Below are 16,847 nucleotides of genomic sequence, written 5' to 3'. Positions count from 1 at the left end.
CTCATAACATCTTTTACTAAGGTTAAAAAAAAGCCCTAGCATTTTTAGCTAAATGCTAAGGCAGGGAAAGATTATTTAGTTAAAGCATTGATTTCAGCAATAGCTTCTTCACCTTCTTTACCATTTTTCTTGATGTATTCATCGTAGTATGGTTTCATTGCTTCTTTGAATGGAGCAAGTTCAGGTTGAGTTACTGTCATACCTTTTTGTTTAAAGTAAGCAATAAGATTATTCTCCCCCTCTTCGAAGAGTTTTGTATGGTAATCAGCGGCTTTAACTGCTGCATCTTTTACCACTTTTTGTAGATCTGGTGGAAGTTCTTCAAGTGTTGCATTACTAACTAGATATAATTGGTCATTCAGGATATGATTGGTTAAAGCTAAGTATTTTTGCACTTCTTCAAATTTTTGTGATTGAATAGTTGGTAATGGATTTTCTTGTCCATCTACAGAGTTAGTTTGTAATGCAAGATAAACTTCAGAGAATGCCATTGGTGTTGGAGATGCACCAGAATATTTTGCATAAGCTAAGTTAGTTGCTGCATTTGGCACACGTAATTTCAAGCCCTTCATATCATTGATGCTATTAATTGGACGGTTAGATGTTGTTTGACGAGTTCCGTTATAAGCATCGGCTAAAATTGTGATACCTAAATCTTTGTTTACTTTTTGAATTAGTGATTGACCGAATTTAGTATCAAATAATGCTTCTTTAGCAACTTTGAAGTTTGGAATCATATAAGGTAAAGCGAACACTTCAGCAGAAGGATAGAATAATTGGAAACGTGCAGATTCACCGAAAGTGAAGTCTAAGGCACCATCACCAAGTTGTTTGATCATTGAACGGTCATCACCAAGTTGTGCACTTGGATAAAGAGAAATTTCGATTTTGCCATTAGAATTTGCTTTTACTTCTTTAGCAAAGAATTCTGCTGCTTTATATTCATTTGAAGTTGGGCCAGCTACTAAACCCATTTTCAAATCAAATTCTGCGGAAAATGCTGCTGCAGAGATGCCCATGCATAGTGTAGCAAGTAGTAACTTTTTGAATTTCATTGCGTTTCTCCTATAAGAGTTAGATTGTTGGGAAAAGTAGCAAGTCATACATATGATTGTATAAAGCAAGCACTTTTTACTGATGATTACTATACATCATTTTTTAAATATAAATGAAGTTTTATTTCATTATTGAGAGATCAATCACAAAATTTATGAAGCGAGATTAAATTTTAATCACCATATAAAAATAAAAAAGCCCTTGTGAAGACAAGGGCAATAGTCTTAATTGAGGTTAATTATCATATTATTCAAAGAGTTCCTGATGAAGTTTACGCACTACTTCATCAGCATGTTCACTCTTCACTAATAAACAAATATTATTGGTGCTTGCACCATAGCTAATCATACGTACATTGAATTCTTCGATTGTTCCAAATAGGCGTTTTGCTACACCTGCGGCAACGTGTAAATCGTTACCAATTAAGGCAACAAGGGCAAGACCAGTATCGACTTTCACAGAAGCGGTTTCACTTAATTCTGCCAATAGCTCATTAGACAGTAATTCTGCACCAGAAGAAGCGGAACCTGTTTTATCTAATGTTAACGCTACACTGACTTCAGAAGTGGTAATAGTATCAACAGAGATTTTATATTTCGCCAAAATATTGAAGACATTCGCTAAAAAGCCTTGAGCATGTAACATACTCAAACTAGAAAGTGTTAATAATGTTTGATCTCGACGTAAAGCAATAGCACGGAAGAGTGGTCGAGGTTGCGGATCACGTGTTACCCAAGTTCCACCTTGTTCAGGGGCTTTACTTGAACCAACATAAACAGGAATATTGCTGCGAACGGCTGGTAATAATGTTGCTGGGTGTAATACTTTTGCACCAAAAGTTGCCATTTCAGCAGCTTCTGCAAAACTCATTGTGTCAATTTTTTGTGCAGCTGGTGCAATACGTGGATCAGTGGTGTAAATACCAGCTACATCCGTCCAAATTAATACATCATCAGCATTTAATACTTCGGCAATTAATGCTGCGGAGTAGTCACTACCCCCACGACCTAAAGTGGTGGTTTTACCATTTGGTGCACGACCAATAAAACCTTGAGTAATAACTAAATCACCACGATCAATTAATGGTTTTAATACTCGATCACAATTTTGTTGGGTTAATTCATCATTAGGTGCTGCTTTACCATAGTGATCATTAGTAGCAACTAATGTGCGTACATCAACCCAAGTTGCACTGGCACCTAATTCACGCAATACTTCAACGAAGATTAAGGTGGACATCATTTCACCATGGCTAATAATTTCATCAATTAATGCAGGTGAAGTTGCAAGTGAAGCAGCATCAGAAAGTGATTCAACGTTGTCTAATAGACGATCAATTTCTTCACGTAAAATCGTTGAGTTTTTTAATTCATCTAAAATATGGTATTGGATTTGTCTAACTTGATTGAGGAGAGATTCTCTTTCTGCTTTTTCACAACCATTTGCTAATGCAACCAATAAATTAGTGATACCAGCAGAAGCTGACAAAATAACAACACGGGTATTTGGATCTGCCATGACGATTTTGGCACAAGATTGCATTGCAGCGTAATTAGCTACGCTAGTTCCCCCAAATTTTGCAACAGATAGATGAGACATAAAATTTTCCTTAAATAATAATGTTGTGAATAAATGCTTGTATTACAGAAGAATAAGGAAAACGGGAAGAGAAGTGGAATGTACTTGTGGTTCATTCAGAAGCTCTTCATCGTTTCCGATGACAGCCTTAGGGATTCAGCCCTAATAGCCGATAAATAACTCTCTGGAAAATTATTTATCTCGGCGAAACTCCCCTGATTATTTCTCACTGGTTCCAGACCTAAAAATAACGACCTGAGTTCCGCGCCTCTCCTGCTGTAGCTTACGCTACAAAACGTATATAGAAATACCGTTTAATGTTAAGAATGTCAAATGAAATTTTAAAAATTAAACTTTTCTAATAAAACAAATGCCGTTGTTGGAAAATGTTGTTGTAAATAATGTTGTAAATAGTGTTGAGTATCTTGTTCAATTAACGGATCTTTCTCTGGAAAACGATTATAAATGACACTATGCACCGTAATATTATGTGCTTTGCATGCCATTAAACTTAATAAAGTATGATTAATGCTACCAAGTTTACCTGAGGTGACAAGAATCAATGGATAGCGATGTTTAGCAATAAAATCTAATGTTGTTGTTTGAGATGTATAAGGCACAGCTAAACCACCAGCACCTTCAAGTAAAACAAAATCATAACGTGCAGCGAGTTGTTGGTTTTTTTCAGTAATAACTTGATCATCAATTTGGCGATTTTCTAATTTTGCTGCAAGATGTGGTGAGCAAGGATAACGAAATAGATAAGGACAAGTAATACCATCCAGATCGTCTTGTGTAAGCGGAATTTGTTGGATTTTACGATGTACAAGAATATCGTCAGATAGTTTTTCACATCCAGTTTGGATCATTTTTTGTGTAATAACAGAAAAACCTTGTTCCATTAATTTTTTAGCATAGACACCAGTAGCAACGGTTTTCCCGACTTCTGTATCGATACCGCTAACAAAAAGAATTTTACCCATCATAACTCCTGATATAGTGAAACTTAAAACGAGGCTCACTATACTCGGATTATTGAGAGAATCAATTATCAATTTTTAGGCAAAAAGAAAGCCATAGCAAAAAACTATGGCTTTAGCAAAATTAAATAGAGTAGAAAGAAAATTCAATTAGAATTTATAACCTAAACCAACAAAGAATACTGTTGGGTCTAATGTTACGCGAGCTTCTTGTGGAGCATCACCAAGCTTAAAGGTTGCTTTGGTTTTGATTTTTGCCCACCAAACAGCGGTATTTAAGAATAATTTATCAGTTAATTTAATATCAATACCAGCATTAAATGCAGGACCCCAAGAATCTTTTAATTTAAGATCTGATGGTGTAACTCCTAAAGTTGAATGAATAGTATCATTAAATTTTTCATTAAAGAATGTAGTGTAGTTAAGACCTGCACCAACATAAGGACGAGCAGGTGAATCGGCATTTAAGAAATAGTATTGAACATAAAGACTTGGTGGTAGATGTTTAGTTTTTGCTACAGGACCTAAATGTGCTCCAAGAGCAGGTACTGATAAACTGATTTCATGACTAAACGGAGTTGCAGCTAATAACTCTACCCCGATATTATCAGTAACCATGTAGGTACCAGTTAAACCAAGTTGAGCATTACTATTTACATCAAAATCATACCCACCACCATTGTAATTATGAGTATCAGTATTTGGTACGACTAAAATTGGACCGCCACGAACAAAAATATCGCCAGCTTGGTGGGCCATTGCTGCAGTTGAAGCAGCTAATAATGCGGTTGAAGTTGCAATTGCTAGTGCTAATTTTTTCATATAATTCTCCTTGAATGAGTAATCTGTTTAATGTTTATCATATGACGTACTCAAGATACCTCTTTTGAGTAATAAAAAGATTGATAAATATCAAGAAAAAGGAAAGTAATGGGAACTTTTTGTGATTATACAAAATTGATATAGCAAATAATCAGGAGAAAATTTAATTAGTATGAATTTGATTTAATAACCATTGCTGTAAAATAATTGCGTGATTACAAGTTGGATCTTTAGCAGCATAAAGCAAGGTAATATTGTGTTGATATAGCTGTTGCTGGCAAAAAAGAACAAATTCACTAGCTTTAGGATTTATAGCTAATTGTTGTTGATATTGTTCTGCAAAGAGTGAAAAGTTTTCTGGTTGATGATTAAACCATTTGCGTAATTCTGGAGAGGGAGCAATGGTTTTAGCCCAAAGAGAAATTTGTGCTTGCTGTTTTTTTATTCCCCGTGGCCATAACCGATCGACCAAAATACGCAACCCATCGTTTGCTTCGATGGGTTGGTAGATACGTTTAATCTGCAGTTGATACATACTTAGCAATAATATTGTTTTTGATAAGGCATAATTGGATCAACTTCTATTGCAGGTTCAATAGGTTGTTCTGGATCGGGTTTGGTTTCAGTTTCTGATTTATCATTTTCTTTTTTGTCTGTATTTTCCTTACCCTGTTTATCATTATCTTGCGATAACGGTTGATTAGTTGGTGCAGTGGATACTTCAGTTTTTGTTGAGTCTGATTTTGCAGTATTTGGTTTATTTTCTTCTGATTGTGTAGAAACTGTTGTGGTATCACTTTCTGGTTTAGTTGTTGGTGTATCCATAGTTTGAACCTTATCTGTAGCTTCAGTAGAAACTGGTTGAGATGTATGATTTTCTACATTATTTTTCTCTGTTGTATTTACAGTAGTATTTTGTTCTGAAGATGGTTGTTTATCAGTAGTATTATTTTCTGTCTGAGTGGTTGGTAAAGTTGTCGCTAGTTTAGTTAAGTCACGTTTAACAATAAGATGTTGATTGTCTTGAGCAGTGACTTCATTTGCAGCTGTATCCAGTGCAGTAGGTGCAGTTGGATCTACTTTATTTAATGTAGCAGATTTTTGAGCTAGCTCAGTTTTTGTTTGGTCATCTTTTTCTTCCCCTAATAAACGAGGTTGCAGTTGTTTAAAGCTGCTTTCAGAATCTAACCAAATCGAGATAAATTGATGGTTAAATGTACGATCAAAATGTTCAGCTAAAATAGTGTCATTAAGCACAAAATAACCATCTTTATCTAATGCAATATAATTTAATACATCATCAGGTTTGAAATCTGGAAAATTTTTAATTAGACGTTTTCTAAGTTTATCAACATCTTCGGGCTTCATTTGTTCAAGTGCCATCTCTTTTACCATAGAAACAGCAAAGTTTTTCCCTTCAACAGGTTTAGCGAATTTAATGCGTAACATTAGAGGACGCTGTTCACTACTATAAGTCCCATTTTCAGTAAAAAGTGATACGGTATAAATATGGAATGGTCCCCAGTTATATTCCGCTTTGCCTACTTGTTGCCAATCAGCAAAAGAAAATGGTGTATATAACAATAGTAATAAACTTAAACAAAAAGAGAAAAACTTCATCTATTTTTACCCAGTTATTAAATGCTTAGAATGATGGCGAGCTATTATAACAATAAATTATTTTTTCTTAATGTAGGCATCTTTAGTTTGCTTATTTTTACTGCAAGATGCCTATGTTTTCCAGTTAGTTGATATATTAATCTAAACCACGATTTTCTAAGTAAAGGACTGTTGCTGCAACACGAGAATGTACATTTAACTTACGCAGTAAATTACGGATATGTACCTTAACTGTTTCTTCAGAAATAAATAATTGAGTAGCAATTTGCTTGTTAGAAAGTCCTGTTGCGATGAGCTTAAGCACATTCATCTCTCTATCGGTTAAAAGTTGTAATGGATCATTAGTTGAGTGTTGTTCTAATAAGCGTTGTTTTACGGCATCACTAAGAACCACTTGTCCGTCTGCAATTTTTTTCAACTGCACTAATAAAGTATCTGGTTCAGTATCTTTTAGTAAATAACCATCTGCCCCAGCCTCAATTAAAGCAAAAATATCAGAACGTGAATCAGAAACAGTCAGTACTGCAATTTTGGCATCAATATCATCAAGGCGTAACGCTTTTAATACATCTAGCCCTGACATTCCTTTCATATTCAAATCAAGAATAATCATATCAGGGGAAAGCTTTTTAGCTAAAGCTAGCCCTTCAGTACCGTTACTCGCTTCAGCCAATACGTCGAATGAATCATCTAATTCTAAAAGTTGAGTAATACCTCTACGAATAAGAGGGTGATCATCAATCACTAAAATTGTTGTTTTGTTCATTATGTTTGCCCCATCTGAGGAATATTTAAAAAATCTCGCACATACTACCATATGCAATAGAAAAAACATGTTCTTTTACTAAAGAAATTTGTTAAGAAGCTAGAAAAAATTTGATATAGATTAAAAATCAGTAACTTATCTAGATCTAACTATTAATAATGTGTGCTGAATGATAAGGTGTAACTGTTGTTTTTCCTTGTATATGGTTAATTTGATAAAATTGAGGATAGTTAAAATTATTTTTTGATACTTGGAATGGCGTATGATTATCGCCATTAGTTGCCGCACGATAAATTTGATTAATTTCCTCAATTTTTTGGCTTTTCACGCCTTCACAGTGGTAATAAGCCTCTAGCTGATTACTCTCATCTAGAATATAAATATTAAATGTTTTATCTGGGTTATCTTCAAAGAAAAATTGTAAGAAACCTTCATTAGAATAGTATTCAATTGCTTGTGGATATTTTAATTCATCGTTGGTTGAAATTGTATTTAACCCACTTTCTGAAAGAAGCTCTTCAGTGATTTTTAATTTATCTCGATTGAAAAAATTATTCCAAACTTCACTGGCGACATAAAGCGTATTAAGTTGATTGCTATTAATTAAATTACTCGTTTGGATGTTAATGCAGCGATCGATTAATTCACTGGTAAAACGACGAATAATATTACGATAGCGATGGCTGTAACAAAATACACTGACAGATTCAAGAGGGATAGAGCTACGATAAATTTTATTTGATAAAACCTTTAATGCTCTAAAGATGGCACTAGGTCCCTCAAAGTGTAATGTCCTTACTTCATTCCATAAATTACGATAAGTAAAATCAATACTTCCAATGAGTTTTGTTTGTTTAGCTGTTAAGTTATTAAATAGATGCTTTGGTTGTAAACGGAAATGGTGATCGATTAATGATTCGTCTTTAGTAGGATCTTGGACTAAATTAACAATAATCGCCAAATTACGAATCTCACATGGTTGATAAAGATCACTATTTGTTGCAGGGGATACTTCAGTTGGGAAGGTATTTCGCAGATCTTGTACAAATTGTTGCAGTGTTTCTAACGAAACAGAATTACTAACAATATGTAAGTTAGTTTCTGCAGTAAGAATGCCATTAAAATAAGCCCAACAGACTAATTTATTTAAATTTGGGTTGTACTCTACATGGCGATATTTAGATAAAGATGATATTTTTGGTGCTTGATTCAATAAATACCAACCCTTAGCCATGACAGAATTCCCCGTTGCTTCAACAAAAGTTAATTCCTTTTCAGCAATATTGGTAGCAATTGCAGGATTAAACAAGGTGACTTTTCCTGGTAACTCTTCAAATGCTGCATAGAGTTTGCGAGTCAGAATACTAATATCTTCAGGAATGATACCGCCACCAGAAATATTGTACTTACGTGCGAAATCCATTAGTTGACGATAACTACACATTAATAGATTGACTAAACTATTGTAACTACGTCGAATTTGTTTAATTTTCCAATGTTTTTTCTCATTTAATTCTTGGATTGTATTTGCATCCCATTTCCATTGACGAGCAAGTTTCATCAATAAGCTAAGTCGCCAATTTCCTGTTAATTCTGCATTATCAATATCTTCACAGGCTTTGATATAGAAACAACGGCGAACATTATCTAAACGGTCAGGATCATTTATTTTTATTAAATAGTCCGTTACTTTATCTAACATCGCCATATACGGATCAAAATGATGTCGTACAGTACGATCTTGTAATAAATCTAATTTGAATTGATGTGAAATCAGTTGAGTATTTGGAAATTCCCATGAATAACATTCTAATAGGAGGATTTTGATAACAGCTTTGTATGGGGAATCAATGCCTTTATATAAATTCCATAGCGTTGCCCCGAAATACTCATTTGCTGATAAACCGCCTAATCCTCCAAAATCAACCCATTCATTAGGGTCGAGTTTACCTTCATTCACAAGTTTTTTTACAGTATCGTCATACTGTGTTTCATCTTCCACAGCTAAATGTAACCAGAGTAATGGTCTGCCAGCTAAACGAATAGCAGAACGGTAGAATTCATCCAATAACAACATATACTGGCTGGAACCACAGTTATCACTGGATAATGAATCTACAGATTGACCAGAACGGAAACGGTCTTGATCAACTAAAAATAAGTTTAATTCAACACCAACATTATGTGCCCATTGGCAAATAAGATTAAATTTTTGTTGTAATTTGTCGAGTTGTGGTTGTGTTAAAGTTCGTGAAGCACAAACCCATAAATCTAAATCAGAACGAGATGTTTGGGTAATTGATCCTAAACTTCCCATCGCATAAATACCACATAAACTGGCAGTAGGATGAGGTTGGTGTTCTAATGAAAATAAGGTGGTATTGGAAAGTGTCGAAGATAGATAATTTTTTTGGTACAGATTGTAATGAAAATTAACAATACCAAAAGGTGCCCCTTCAACATAGCCTGGTAATTCAGGAATATTGTGGTGCAATAAGACACAAACTAAGTTGAGAACATATTGGAATTCGTTTGGCGCACCCGCTAAAGCACGTTCTAAACGAATACTATCTAATTGTTCAACCTTTTTCTTGGCAACTTCTAGATTGTTCATTAGTTACGCACGATCTCTGTAATGATAAATACTTTAATCTCATTGACGGCGTGAAACTTTAACACTTAAGTTTTACTTGGTAAATACTCAAACAGGTAGAGGTGTTAAGTTTTTGATTAAGCTCAATGAAGATTATTTTTCTAAGCACTGACAATGCTTAGTAACAATGATAGGATATAGTTTCATTTAAACAATGAAAAATAAGTTAATCATAAAAGAGTGAATTATGCAAAAAAATGTTATTCGTATTGCAACTCGGCAAAGTCCTCTCGCCTTATGGCAAGCTAATTTTATCAAACAACAACTGGAATCTTTATATCCTGAACTTCACGTTGAATTAGTCACGATGGTGACAAAGGGAGATGTATTATTAGATACACCATTAGCTAAAATTGGTGGTAAAGGGTTATTTGTCAAAGAATTAGAACTTGCTTTATTGGAAAATCGAGCTGATATTGCTGTTCACTCTATGAAAGATGTGCCAATGCAATTTCCAGAAGGTTTACATTTAAGTGTAATTTGTGAACGAGAAGATCCTCGTGATGCCTTTGTTTCTAATCAGTATGCTTCATTTGCCGAATTACCACAAAATGCAGTAGTAGGAACATCTAGTTTACGTCGCCAGTGTCAGTTAAAAGCATTACGTCCCGATCTTGAGTTAAAAACTTTGCGTGGGAATGTAGGTACGCGGTTGAGAAAACTGGATGAAGGTGAATATGATGCAATTATTCTTGCAGCAGCAGGATTAATTCGGTTAGGTGAGCAACAGCGAATTAGAAGTTTTATTGAGGTAGATTATTCATTACCTGCAGTGGGGCAGGGTGCTGTTGGTGTTGAATGTCGTGAAGATGATGTTTGGGTGAATAAATTATTACAACCATTACTTCATCAAGATACTTGGGATCGTGTGATTGCTGAACGAGCAATGAATAATCGTCTGCAAGGTGGTTGCCAAGTACCTATTGCTGGCTATGCGATATTACAAGGCGAACAACTATATTTACGTGCATTAGTAGGTGCAGTAGATGGTAGCAAAATATTACGAGCTGAAGCTAAAGCACCACGTAATCAAGCTGCACAACTAGGAATTCAAGTTGCTGAATCGTTATTAGCACAAGGTGCAGAAAAATTGTTAGCACAAGTGTTGGAATAAATTCATGGGAATTTTGGTTACACGTCCAGAGGAGTCAGGTCAAATATTAACTGCAATGTTAAATCGTGAAGGTATTGCAGCTATTCATGCTCCTTTTATTAAAATTGCCAGTGGTGAGCAATTAAATCAATTACCTCAAAAGCTGCAACAGCTAAATCCTAATGTAAAAGTGATTTGTGTATCGCAATACGCAGTACATTATGCTCAACAGGTATTACAAAATACAGGTTTTGTTTGGCGTTCAGATTTGGATTATTTAGCAGTTGGACGTAAAACAGCAATGTTACTTAGTGAAGTTTCACAACAGCCAGTGCATTATCCTTTTGCTCAAGAAAATAGCGAAGGGTTATTGGCTTTGTCTTTGTTGCAACATTGCCAAGACAAGCAAATATTAATTTTACGTGGGCAACAAGGAAGAGAACTTCTACCAGATCAACTTTTACAACGTGGAGCAAACGTTGAAATGGTGGCGTGTTATCATCGAGAGTTACAACAATTAGATGAAACAGAATTGACCATTTTTTCGCGGGCAGGTATTGATACGATAGTGGTGACGAGTGGCGAAATTTTACGGTATTTACTGGATTTTATTCCTAAAAGTGAACATAATTGGTTATTAAATTGTAAGTTGGTGGTGATTAGTGATCGTATTGCTCAACTTGCTATTCAAGCAGGTTGGCAAGAAGATAAGGTTATTCTCACTGAAAAGGCCGATAATTTAAGTTTATTGAAAACAATATTATCTTTTTATCCCCATTCACGAGATAAATAATAGGAGTAGCAATGAAAAAACAACATGATGAAACTGATATTCAGAAAAATACAGAGGTAAATGAAGAGGTTACTCCGAGTGTAGAGGAAACAACAACAGCAAAAGAAACAGATTTACCTAAAGTTGATTCTGCTGAGCAAAAAGTTGAAAAAAACGTGAAAAAAGATGAGGAAAAAATCACAGAAGATGTAAAAGCATCTTCAACCGTAACCGCACCACAAGTAGAACAATCAAAATCCGCACCTGCAGCATCAGAAACGAAAAAATCTTCTGGTGGTAAGGGGCTGGCTTTCTTAGCTTTATTGGTTGCATTAGGTGTTGGTGGAGCAGGTTATTATCTTGGTCAACAACAATTTAATCAATTACAACAAAAAATTGCGACATTAGAAGAAAATCAAAAAGCTGTTCCAGCTATGCCAGCAGATAGTGTTAATAAAGCTGATTTTGATGCGGTTAAAGCAGCATTAGTTAATACAACAAGTGAGTTGGAAGCTGCGAAAAATGCACTTAGTGCATTAGAACAGAATAAAGGCATCACAGAGCAACAAATTATTGCATTGCAATCGCAACTCAATAAAGCGGTTGCAGATAAAGCAGAAAGCCAACCAAATGAATGGTTGTTGTCAGAAGCTGATTTTTTATTAAGTAATGCACAGCGTAAATTACTTATCGATAATGATCTAAGTACGGCAATTTCATTACTCAAAGAAGCCGATGTCGTATTAAATGATGTTTCTGATCCTCGAGCTATCAGTGTTAGAACAGCGATTGCCCAGGATTTGAAACGCTTAGCTGACGTGAATGATGTTGATCAAAATGCAATTATGCAGAAATTATCGCAATTAGCGAATTCTGTTGATGATTTAGATGTGTTAGATCTTTCTTCTGATAATGCAACGGAAGAAAGTGGAGAACTTTCTGATTCTATTAGTGATTGGCGAACTAATGTTGAGAAATCTGCAACCTCTTTCTTGAATCATTTTATTCGTATTCAACCAAGAGATCCTGTTGAAAAAGCATTATTAGCACCAAATCAGGATATTTATTTACGTGAAAATATTCGCTTGCGTTTGCAAATTGCTTTACTTGCTGTACCACGTCAACAAAATGAATTGTATAAAACTTCTTTAGAAGCGGTAACTTCTTGGGTAAGAAGTTATTTCAATACCGATAGTGCCTTAGTACAACGTTTCTTACAACAACTAGATGATTTATCTGAACAATCTATTTATGTTGATGCACCGAGTACTTTTAAAAGTTTGACGATTTTAGATGAAATGTTGCATAAACAACCGCATAAAATTGAAAAAGTTGAGATGAAGGCAAATCCACAAATTTTAGAAGAGAACAAAGCGGAAGAAGCGAAAACAAAAGAAACACCCGCAACAGAACAACCTAAAGAATCCAGTGAAGCAACTCAAGCACCTGTAGAGAATCGGTCAAATACTACAGAGGCACCGAATACTAATCAACCAGCAAAAACTGAATAGTAGGAGAAAAAGCATATGTTTAGAGTATTATTCTTAATGGTTATCTTGCTGGTTGGATTTATTGCAGGTCCTTATATTTCAGGCAAGCAAGGTTATGTACGTATTTTAACGGATTCGCATAGTATTGAGATGAGCATTACTATGCTAGTTGTATTCTTTGTGATTGCGCTTGCTGTGATTTATGGTATTGAGTGGTTAATTACACGTTTTATTCGTTTAAGTAGTGGAACTTATAACTGGTTCTCAGTCCGTAAAAGACGCAAAGCTCAGCAACAAATTTTGCAAGGCTTTGTGAAGATGGATGAAGGTAATTATGCTAAGGCGGAAAAACTTATTGGTAAAAATGCAAAACATTCCTCTGAACCGATACTCAATTTTGTTAAAGCTGCAGAAGCTGCACAACAACGAGGTGATGAGTTTAGTGCGAATAAATATTTGATTGAAGCAACTGAATTAGCTGGACCAGATAATTTGATTGTAGAACTTGCACGGACACGAATTTTATTACAGCAAAATAAATTACCAACTGCGAGAACAGCGGTAGATAGTTTATTGGTATTAGCACCACAAAACGTTGAGGTATTACGCTTAGCGATTACCATTTATCTTCGTTCACATGCTTATACTGCATTAGATAACTTGTTGCCACAAATAGCAAAAAGTGGGCTTTATAATAGTGATGACTATAAAGCGTTACATCAACAGGTGTTAGATGGTCTATTGGATGAGAAGATGAATGAAGAAGGAGTTGAGGGACTACTACAATGGTGGGCAGATCAATCTCGTACTCGTCGTCAAGATAGTTATGCGATTATTGGTATGATCCGTCGTTTAATTGATAGTGATGATCATGATTCTGCATATAATCTAGTATTAGATTCAATGAAACGTATGGATACCAATGATTTATTACCATTCCTTAACCAAGTTGCACGCTTACAAGTAAGTAATAGTGAGAAAGTAATTAAATGGTTAGAGAAAACAGGTAAAGGTAATTTGTCTGCCGTGATTACGGTGGCATTAGTACGTGCGATAGGATATTTATCCTTAAGGGCGAATCAATTCGAGAAAGCACGCCAAGCCTTTACACAAGTATTAGCAGCAGAAGATAAGTCGTGTATTGATATTCAAGATTATACAATAGCAGCTTATTTGGCTGAGAAAGCAAATGATGTGGCAGCAGCGCAACAAATCCGCCAACAATGCTTAAAAGATACAATGAAAATTGAAGATAAAGCCGCAGTGTCGGCAAGTGATCTACTAAGTTTGGAGAAAAAATAAGTAGATTAAATAGCGAAGAGTAAAGGGCTGTTAAAAACAGCCCTTTTTGATCAGAATACAACAGATTTTACTCTCTACCAGGTAATTTTTTCCACGTTACTTCATTTCGTAAATAAATTGGTTCAATTTCTGTTGCAGAAATAGATTCTTTTTTTGCATAAACAAGTTTGGCAACGGAAAGCATATAGCGTGCTGCTGGTAAAGTGACTTGTGATAACTTGCCTGGTATTTGTGCCAATATAGGGTAAGCAGCCCAGCCTGTCCCTACCTTAGAATAATCACTGGTATTGCTTAATTGTGAAATTAAATTTTCAGGTGCAATGACTTGTTCTTGATGAATTAATTGCCAAGCAGCATACTCAATATTATCTAATAGGACTGGTTGATAGATTAATTGTGAAAAATAAACCTCATTCATTCTTGCATCAATCGCACTTAATACTGACGTAGATTGTTCCGTTTCGTATGCGGCTTGTGCCATAGCCGTTAAAGTAGAAACAGGATAGATTGGTAACTCGGCACCTAATGCGAGCCCTTGGGCAACTGATACACCAACACGCACGCCAGTGAAACTACCAGGGCCTCTCCCTAAAACTAAACCATCAAGCTGCGTGAGTTGTAAACCAGACTGTTGCAAGAGTTGATCGACCATTGGCAAAATACGTTGTGTATGTGTTCGTTGAGCAATTTCTTCTAAATAGGTTACTTCATCTTGATAGAGTAATGCGACAGAGCAGGCTTCTGTTGAAGTATCTAAGGCTAATAAAGTCGGTTTTGTCATTGTTTATTCCTAATATGTTGTAAAAATTGTATTACTTTAGTTAAATCTCGGGTTCGTTTGGCTGGTGGTAAACTTTTTACAAAAAGTTCACCATATGGACGCATGACCATTCTTGCATCACAAATAACAACCACACCTCGATCGTGAATATCTCGAATTAAACGTCCTACACCTTGTTTTAAGGTAATAATCGTTTCAGGAAGTTGAATATCATTAAAGGGATCGCCTCCTTGTAGGCGACAGTCCTCTAAGCGTGCTTTAAGTAGTGGATCATCAGGTGATGCAAAAGGTAATTTATCAATAATGACCAGAGAGAGAGCATCGCCTCTAACATCAATACCTTCCCAAAAACTTTGGGTCGCGACTAATACACTATGTTTATTTTGAATAAATTGTTGTAGTAGCTGTGTTTTACTGGTTTCACCTTGCAATAAAATATTTAATTTGCTGTGCTGGCGGAAATATTCAGCAAAGCCTTTCATCATAAAATTAGAGGTACATAAAACAAAACAGTTACCTTGATTAGCTTCAATCACAGGTAATAACATTTGTCCTAATTGCGTTAAGGTATCTTTATGATTGCTTGGTGGTAAATAACGAGGAATACAGAGTAATGCTTGTTCTGGATAGTTAAATGGGCTATGTAGAATTTTCTTGTTTGCCTCATTAATCCCTAAATTTGCCGCGTAATGTGCAAAATTATCACCAGAATCTAACGTTGCAGAGGTAAAAATCCAAGCAGCGGATTGTTTTTCTATTTGTTGTTGGAATTTATCGGCAATCGTTAAGGGGGTAATATGTAAGCTAAATTGTTTGCCAAAGGTTTCATACCAATAGCAATAGCCGACTTGTTGTGTTTGTTGCAAACGTGCAATGAGTTGCAGTAGATCCTGAATTCGTTCAATTAATTTATCTAAAGTATCTGAACGTTTTTCTCCCACTTTTGCAACATCTAATAATAAGGCAAGTTTATCGTATAAAATTTGAAACTCTTGCTGGACTTTCTCTTGTGAAAAAAGTTGGCGAAGATCACCTTTTTGATTTTCTATACCCAAGGATAAACGGAAATCTTGTACTACTTTTTGCAAAATGTCAGTCGCTTTGCCTAATTGACTCATATCTTTTAATTCTGTGCGATAAACTAAAGTTAAATCACGGCATAAATCAAATAGTTGGCGAGAACTTAAAGTTTGTCCAAAATATTGGCAAGCAATCGTTGGTAATTGATGAGCTTCATCAAAGATAATCACTTTGGCATTCGGAATGAGTTCTCCAAAACCATTTTCTTTAATTGCCATATCGGCAAAAAAGAGATGATGATTAATTACTACTAAATCTGCATCTAAGGCTTTTTTGCGGGCTTTTAGTACAAAACATTCTTCATAAAAAGGACAATCTGCACCTAAGCAGCTTTCGGTAGTACTTACCACTTGAGGAATTAATGCACTATCTTCTGGTAATGCAGTACATTCGCTTAAGTCACCAACTTTGGTATGGTTACGCCATTTTTGGATAACTTTTAAATCTTTTAACAAACTTTGATCACCAACTAAACCACGATGATAAATTCTATCTAATCGATCTAAGCAAAGATAATTGGCTCTTCCTTTAAGTAAGGCAATTTTGCCATTAAAGCCCATTGCTTTACTAATAGTTGGCAAATCTCGTTGAAAAAGTTGATCTTGTAAATTTTTTGAGCCAGTAGAAATAATTGCTTTTTGCTTACTTAATAATGTTGGAATTAAGTAAGCAAAGGTTTTTCCCGTACCTGTCCCAGCTTCTACAATTAATTGGGCTTGATTTTCAATCGTTTCTAATACGTCATTTGCCATCTCAATCTGTTCTGCTCGAGGCTGAAATTGTTGAATAGATTGGCTTAATAAACCATTAGGGGAAAATATTTTTTGTAGTTGTTGTTTTTGTGACATTTTACA

Annotated in this window: 14 protein-coding genes and 1 riboswitch; of the genes, 4 read left to right on the top strand and 10 right to left on the bottom strand. The window is 35.2% G+C overall.

The window, feature by feature from the left end; all coding sequences use genetic code 11:
- Positions 1–71: 71 nt before the first annotated feature.
- The 8 genes from ACFFHT_RS10725 to ACFFHT_RS10690 form a co-directional block, all read right to left on the bottom strand.
- Positions 72–1,055, bottom strand: a complete 984-nt coding sequence (locus ACFFHT_RS10725) for a sialic acid TRAP transporter substrate-binding protein SiaP (protein WP_382368072.1) — start codon at positions 1,053–1,055, stop codon at positions 72–74.
- 247 nt (positions 1,056–1,302) lie between these two features.
- Positions 1,303–2,655 (bottom strand): lysine-sensitive aspartokinase 3, encoded by a 1,353-nt coding sequence (gene lysC, locus ACFFHT_RS10720; RefSeq protein ID WP_382376088.1) that lies wholly within the window; start codon positions 2,653–2,655, stop codon positions 1,303–1,305.
- Between the two features lie 91 nt (positions 2,656–2,746).
- A riboswitch (Lysine riboswitch) is annotated at positions 2,747–2,915 on the bottom strand.
- A gap of 60 nt (positions 2,916–2,975) precedes the next feature.
- A complete protein-coding gene (gene bioD / locus ACFFHT_RS10715) occupies positions 2,976–3,617 on the bottom strand; it encodes a dethiobiotin synthase (RefSeq protein WP_382376144.1) in 642 nt (213 codons plus the stop codon).
- A 147-nt stretch (positions 3,618–3,764) separates the two neighbouring features.
- Positions 3,765–4,436, bottom strand: coding sequence for an OmpW family outer membrane protein (locus ACFFHT_RS10710; RefSeq protein WP_382376086.1), 672 nt, complete (start codon positions 4,434–4,436; stop codon positions 3,765–3,767).
- A gap of 163 nt (positions 4,437–4,599) precedes the next feature.
- Positions 4,600–4,971 (bottom strand): DUF488 domain-containing protein, encoded by a 372-nt coding sequence (locus tag ACFFHT_RS10705; protein ID WP_382376084.1) that lies wholly within the window; start codon positions 4,969–4,971, stop codon positions 4,600–4,602.
- Between the two features lie 2 nt (positions 4,972–4,973).
- Positions 4,974–6,056, bottom strand: coding sequence for a hypothetical protein (locus tag ACFFHT_RS10700; protein ID WP_382376083.1), 1,083 nt, complete (start codon positions 6,054–6,056; stop codon positions 4,974–4,976).
- A 136-nt stretch (positions 6,057–6,192) separates the two neighbouring features.
- On the bottom strand, positions 6,193–6,822 hold the full coding sequence (locus tag ACFFHT_RS10695) for a response regulator (RefSeq protein ID WP_382376081.1): 630 nt from the start codon (positions 6,820–6,822) through the stop codon (positions 6,193–6,195).
- Positions 6,823–6,967: 145 nt separating this feature from the next.
- A complete protein-coding gene (locus ACFFHT_RS10690; protein ID WP_382376079.1) occupies positions 6,968–9,436 on the bottom strand; it encodes a class I adenylate cyclase in 2,469 nt (822 codons plus the stop codon).
- A gap of 226 nt (positions 9,437–9,662) precedes the next feature.
- On the opposite strand from ACFFHT_RS10690, the gene hemC reads away from it, so the two are divergent.
- The 4 genes from hemC to ACFFHT_RS10670 are packed head-to-tail and all read left to right on the top strand — an operon-like array spanning position 9,663 to position 14,132.
- The gene (hemC, locus tag ACFFHT_RS10685; RefSeq protein ID WP_382376077.1) at positions 9,663–10,589 is read left to right on the top strand and encodes a hydroxymethylbilane synthase; all 927 of its coding nucleotides are present in this window, start codon (positions 9,663–9,665) and stop codon (positions 10,587–10,589) included.
- A 4-nt stretch (positions 10,590–10,593) separates the two neighbouring features.
- Positions 10,594–11,361, top strand: coding sequence for a uroporphyrinogen-III synthase (locus ACFFHT_RS10680; RefSeq protein WP_382376075.1), 768 nt, complete (start codon positions 10,594–10,596; stop codon positions 11,359–11,361).
- Positions 11,362–11,372: 11 nt separating this feature from the next.
- The gene (locus tag ACFFHT_RS10675) at positions 11,373–12,851 is read left to right on the top strand and encodes a uroporphyrinogen-III C-methyltransferase (protein WP_382376073.1); all 1,479 of its coding nucleotides are present in this window, start codon (positions 11,373–11,375) and stop codon (positions 12,849–12,851) included.
- A gap of 15 nt (positions 12,852–12,866) precedes the next feature.
- Positions 12,867–14,132: a heme biosynthesis HemY N-terminal domain-containing protein gene (locus ACFFHT_RS10670; protein WP_382376071.1), complete on the top strand. Its 1,266-nt coding sequence runs from the start codon at positions 12,867–12,869 to the stop codon at positions 14,130–14,132.
- 67 nt (positions 14,133–14,199) lie between these two features.
- On the opposite strand, the gene tsaB is transcribed toward ACFFHT_RS10670, so the two are convergent.
- Positions 14,200–14,913 (bottom strand): tRNA (adenosine(37)-N6)-threonylcarbamoyltransferase complex dimerization subunit type 1 TsaB, encoded by a 714-nt coding sequence (tsaB, locus tag ACFFHT_RS10665; RefSeq protein ID WP_382376066.1) that lies wholly within the window; start codon positions 14,911–14,913, stop codon positions 14,200–14,202.
- Positions 14,910–16,841, bottom strand: a complete 1,932-nt coding sequence (gene yoaA, locus ACFFHT_RS10660; protein WP_382376064.1) for a DNA repair helicase YoaA — start codon at positions 16,839–16,841, stop codon at positions 14,910–14,912. Before yoaA ends, tsaB begins: the two co-directional genes overlap by 4 nt.
- Positions 16,842–16,847: the final 6 nt, after the last annotated feature.

This window comes from Gallibacterium melopsittaci, from assembly GCF_042433085.1.
Classification (GTDB): domain Bacteria; phylum Pseudomonadota; class Gammaproteobacteria; order Enterobacterales; family Pasteurellaceae; genus Gallibacterium; species Gallibacterium melopsittaci.
The sequence above is the reverse complement of the archived record's forward strand: the minus strand, read 5'-3'. Positions and strand labels throughout refer to the sequence as shown.

What these genes read in the sequence shown, in the direction of transcription:
- ACFFHT_RS10695 (WP_382376081.1), bottom strand. Translation starts at nt 6,822, where the DNA reads ATGAACAAAACAACAATTTTAGTGATTGATGATCACCCTCTTATTCGT.
- ACFFHT_RS10705 (WP_382376084.1), bottom strand. Translation starts at nt 4,971, where the DNA reads ATGTATCAACTGCAGATTAAACGTATCTACCAACCCATCGAAGCAAAC.
- yoaA (WP_382376064.1), bottom strand. Translation starts at nt 16,841, where the DNA reads ATGTCACAAAAACAACAACTACAAAAAATATTTTCCCCTAATGGTTTA.
- ACFFHT_RS10670 (WP_382376071.1), top strand. Translation starts at nt 12,867, where the DNA reads ATGTTTAGAGTATTATTCTTAATGGTTATCTTGCTGGTTGGATTTATT.
- ACFFHT_RS10675 (WP_382376073.1), top strand. Translation starts at nt 11,373, where the DNA reads ATGAAAAAACAACATGATGAAACTGATATTCAGAAAAATACAGAGGTA.
- lysC (WP_382376088.1), bottom strand. Translation starts at nt 2,655, where the DNA reads ATGTCTCATCTATCTGTTGCAAAATTTGGGGGAACTAGCGTAGCTAAT.
- bioD (WP_382376144.1), bottom strand. Translation starts at nt 3,617, where the DNA reads ATGGGTAAAATTCTTTTTGTTAGCGGTATCGATACAGAAGTCGGGAAA.
- ACFFHT_RS10725 (WP_382368072.1), bottom strand. Translation starts at nt 1,055, where the DNA reads ATGAAATTCAAAAAGTTACTACTTGCTACACTATGCATGGGCATCTCT.
- ACFFHT_RS10690 (WP_382376079.1), bottom strand. Translation starts at nt 9,436, where the DNA reads ATGAACAATCTAGAAGTTGCCAAGAAAAAGGTTGAACAATTAGATAGT.
- hemC (WP_382376077.1), top strand. Translation starts at nt 9,663, where the DNA reads ATGCAAAAAAATGTTATTCGTATTGCAACTCGGCAAAGTCCTCTCGCC.
- ACFFHT_RS10700 (WP_382376083.1), bottom strand. Translation starts at nt 6,056, where the DNA reads ATGAAGTTTTTCTCTTTTTGTTTAAGTTTATTACTATTGTTATATACA.
- ACFFHT_RS10710 (WP_382376086.1), bottom strand. Translation starts at nt 4,436, where the DNA reads ATGAAAAAATTAGCACTAGCAATTGCAACTTCAACCGCATTATTAGCT.
- ACFFHT_RS10680 (WP_382376075.1), top strand. Translation starts at nt 10,594, where the DNA reads ATGGGAATTTTGGTTACACGTCCAGAGGAGTCAGGTCAAATATTAACT.
- tsaB (WP_382376066.1), bottom strand. Translation starts at nt 14,913, where the DNA reads ATGACAAAACCGACTTTATTAGCCTTAGATACTTCAACAGAAGCCTGC.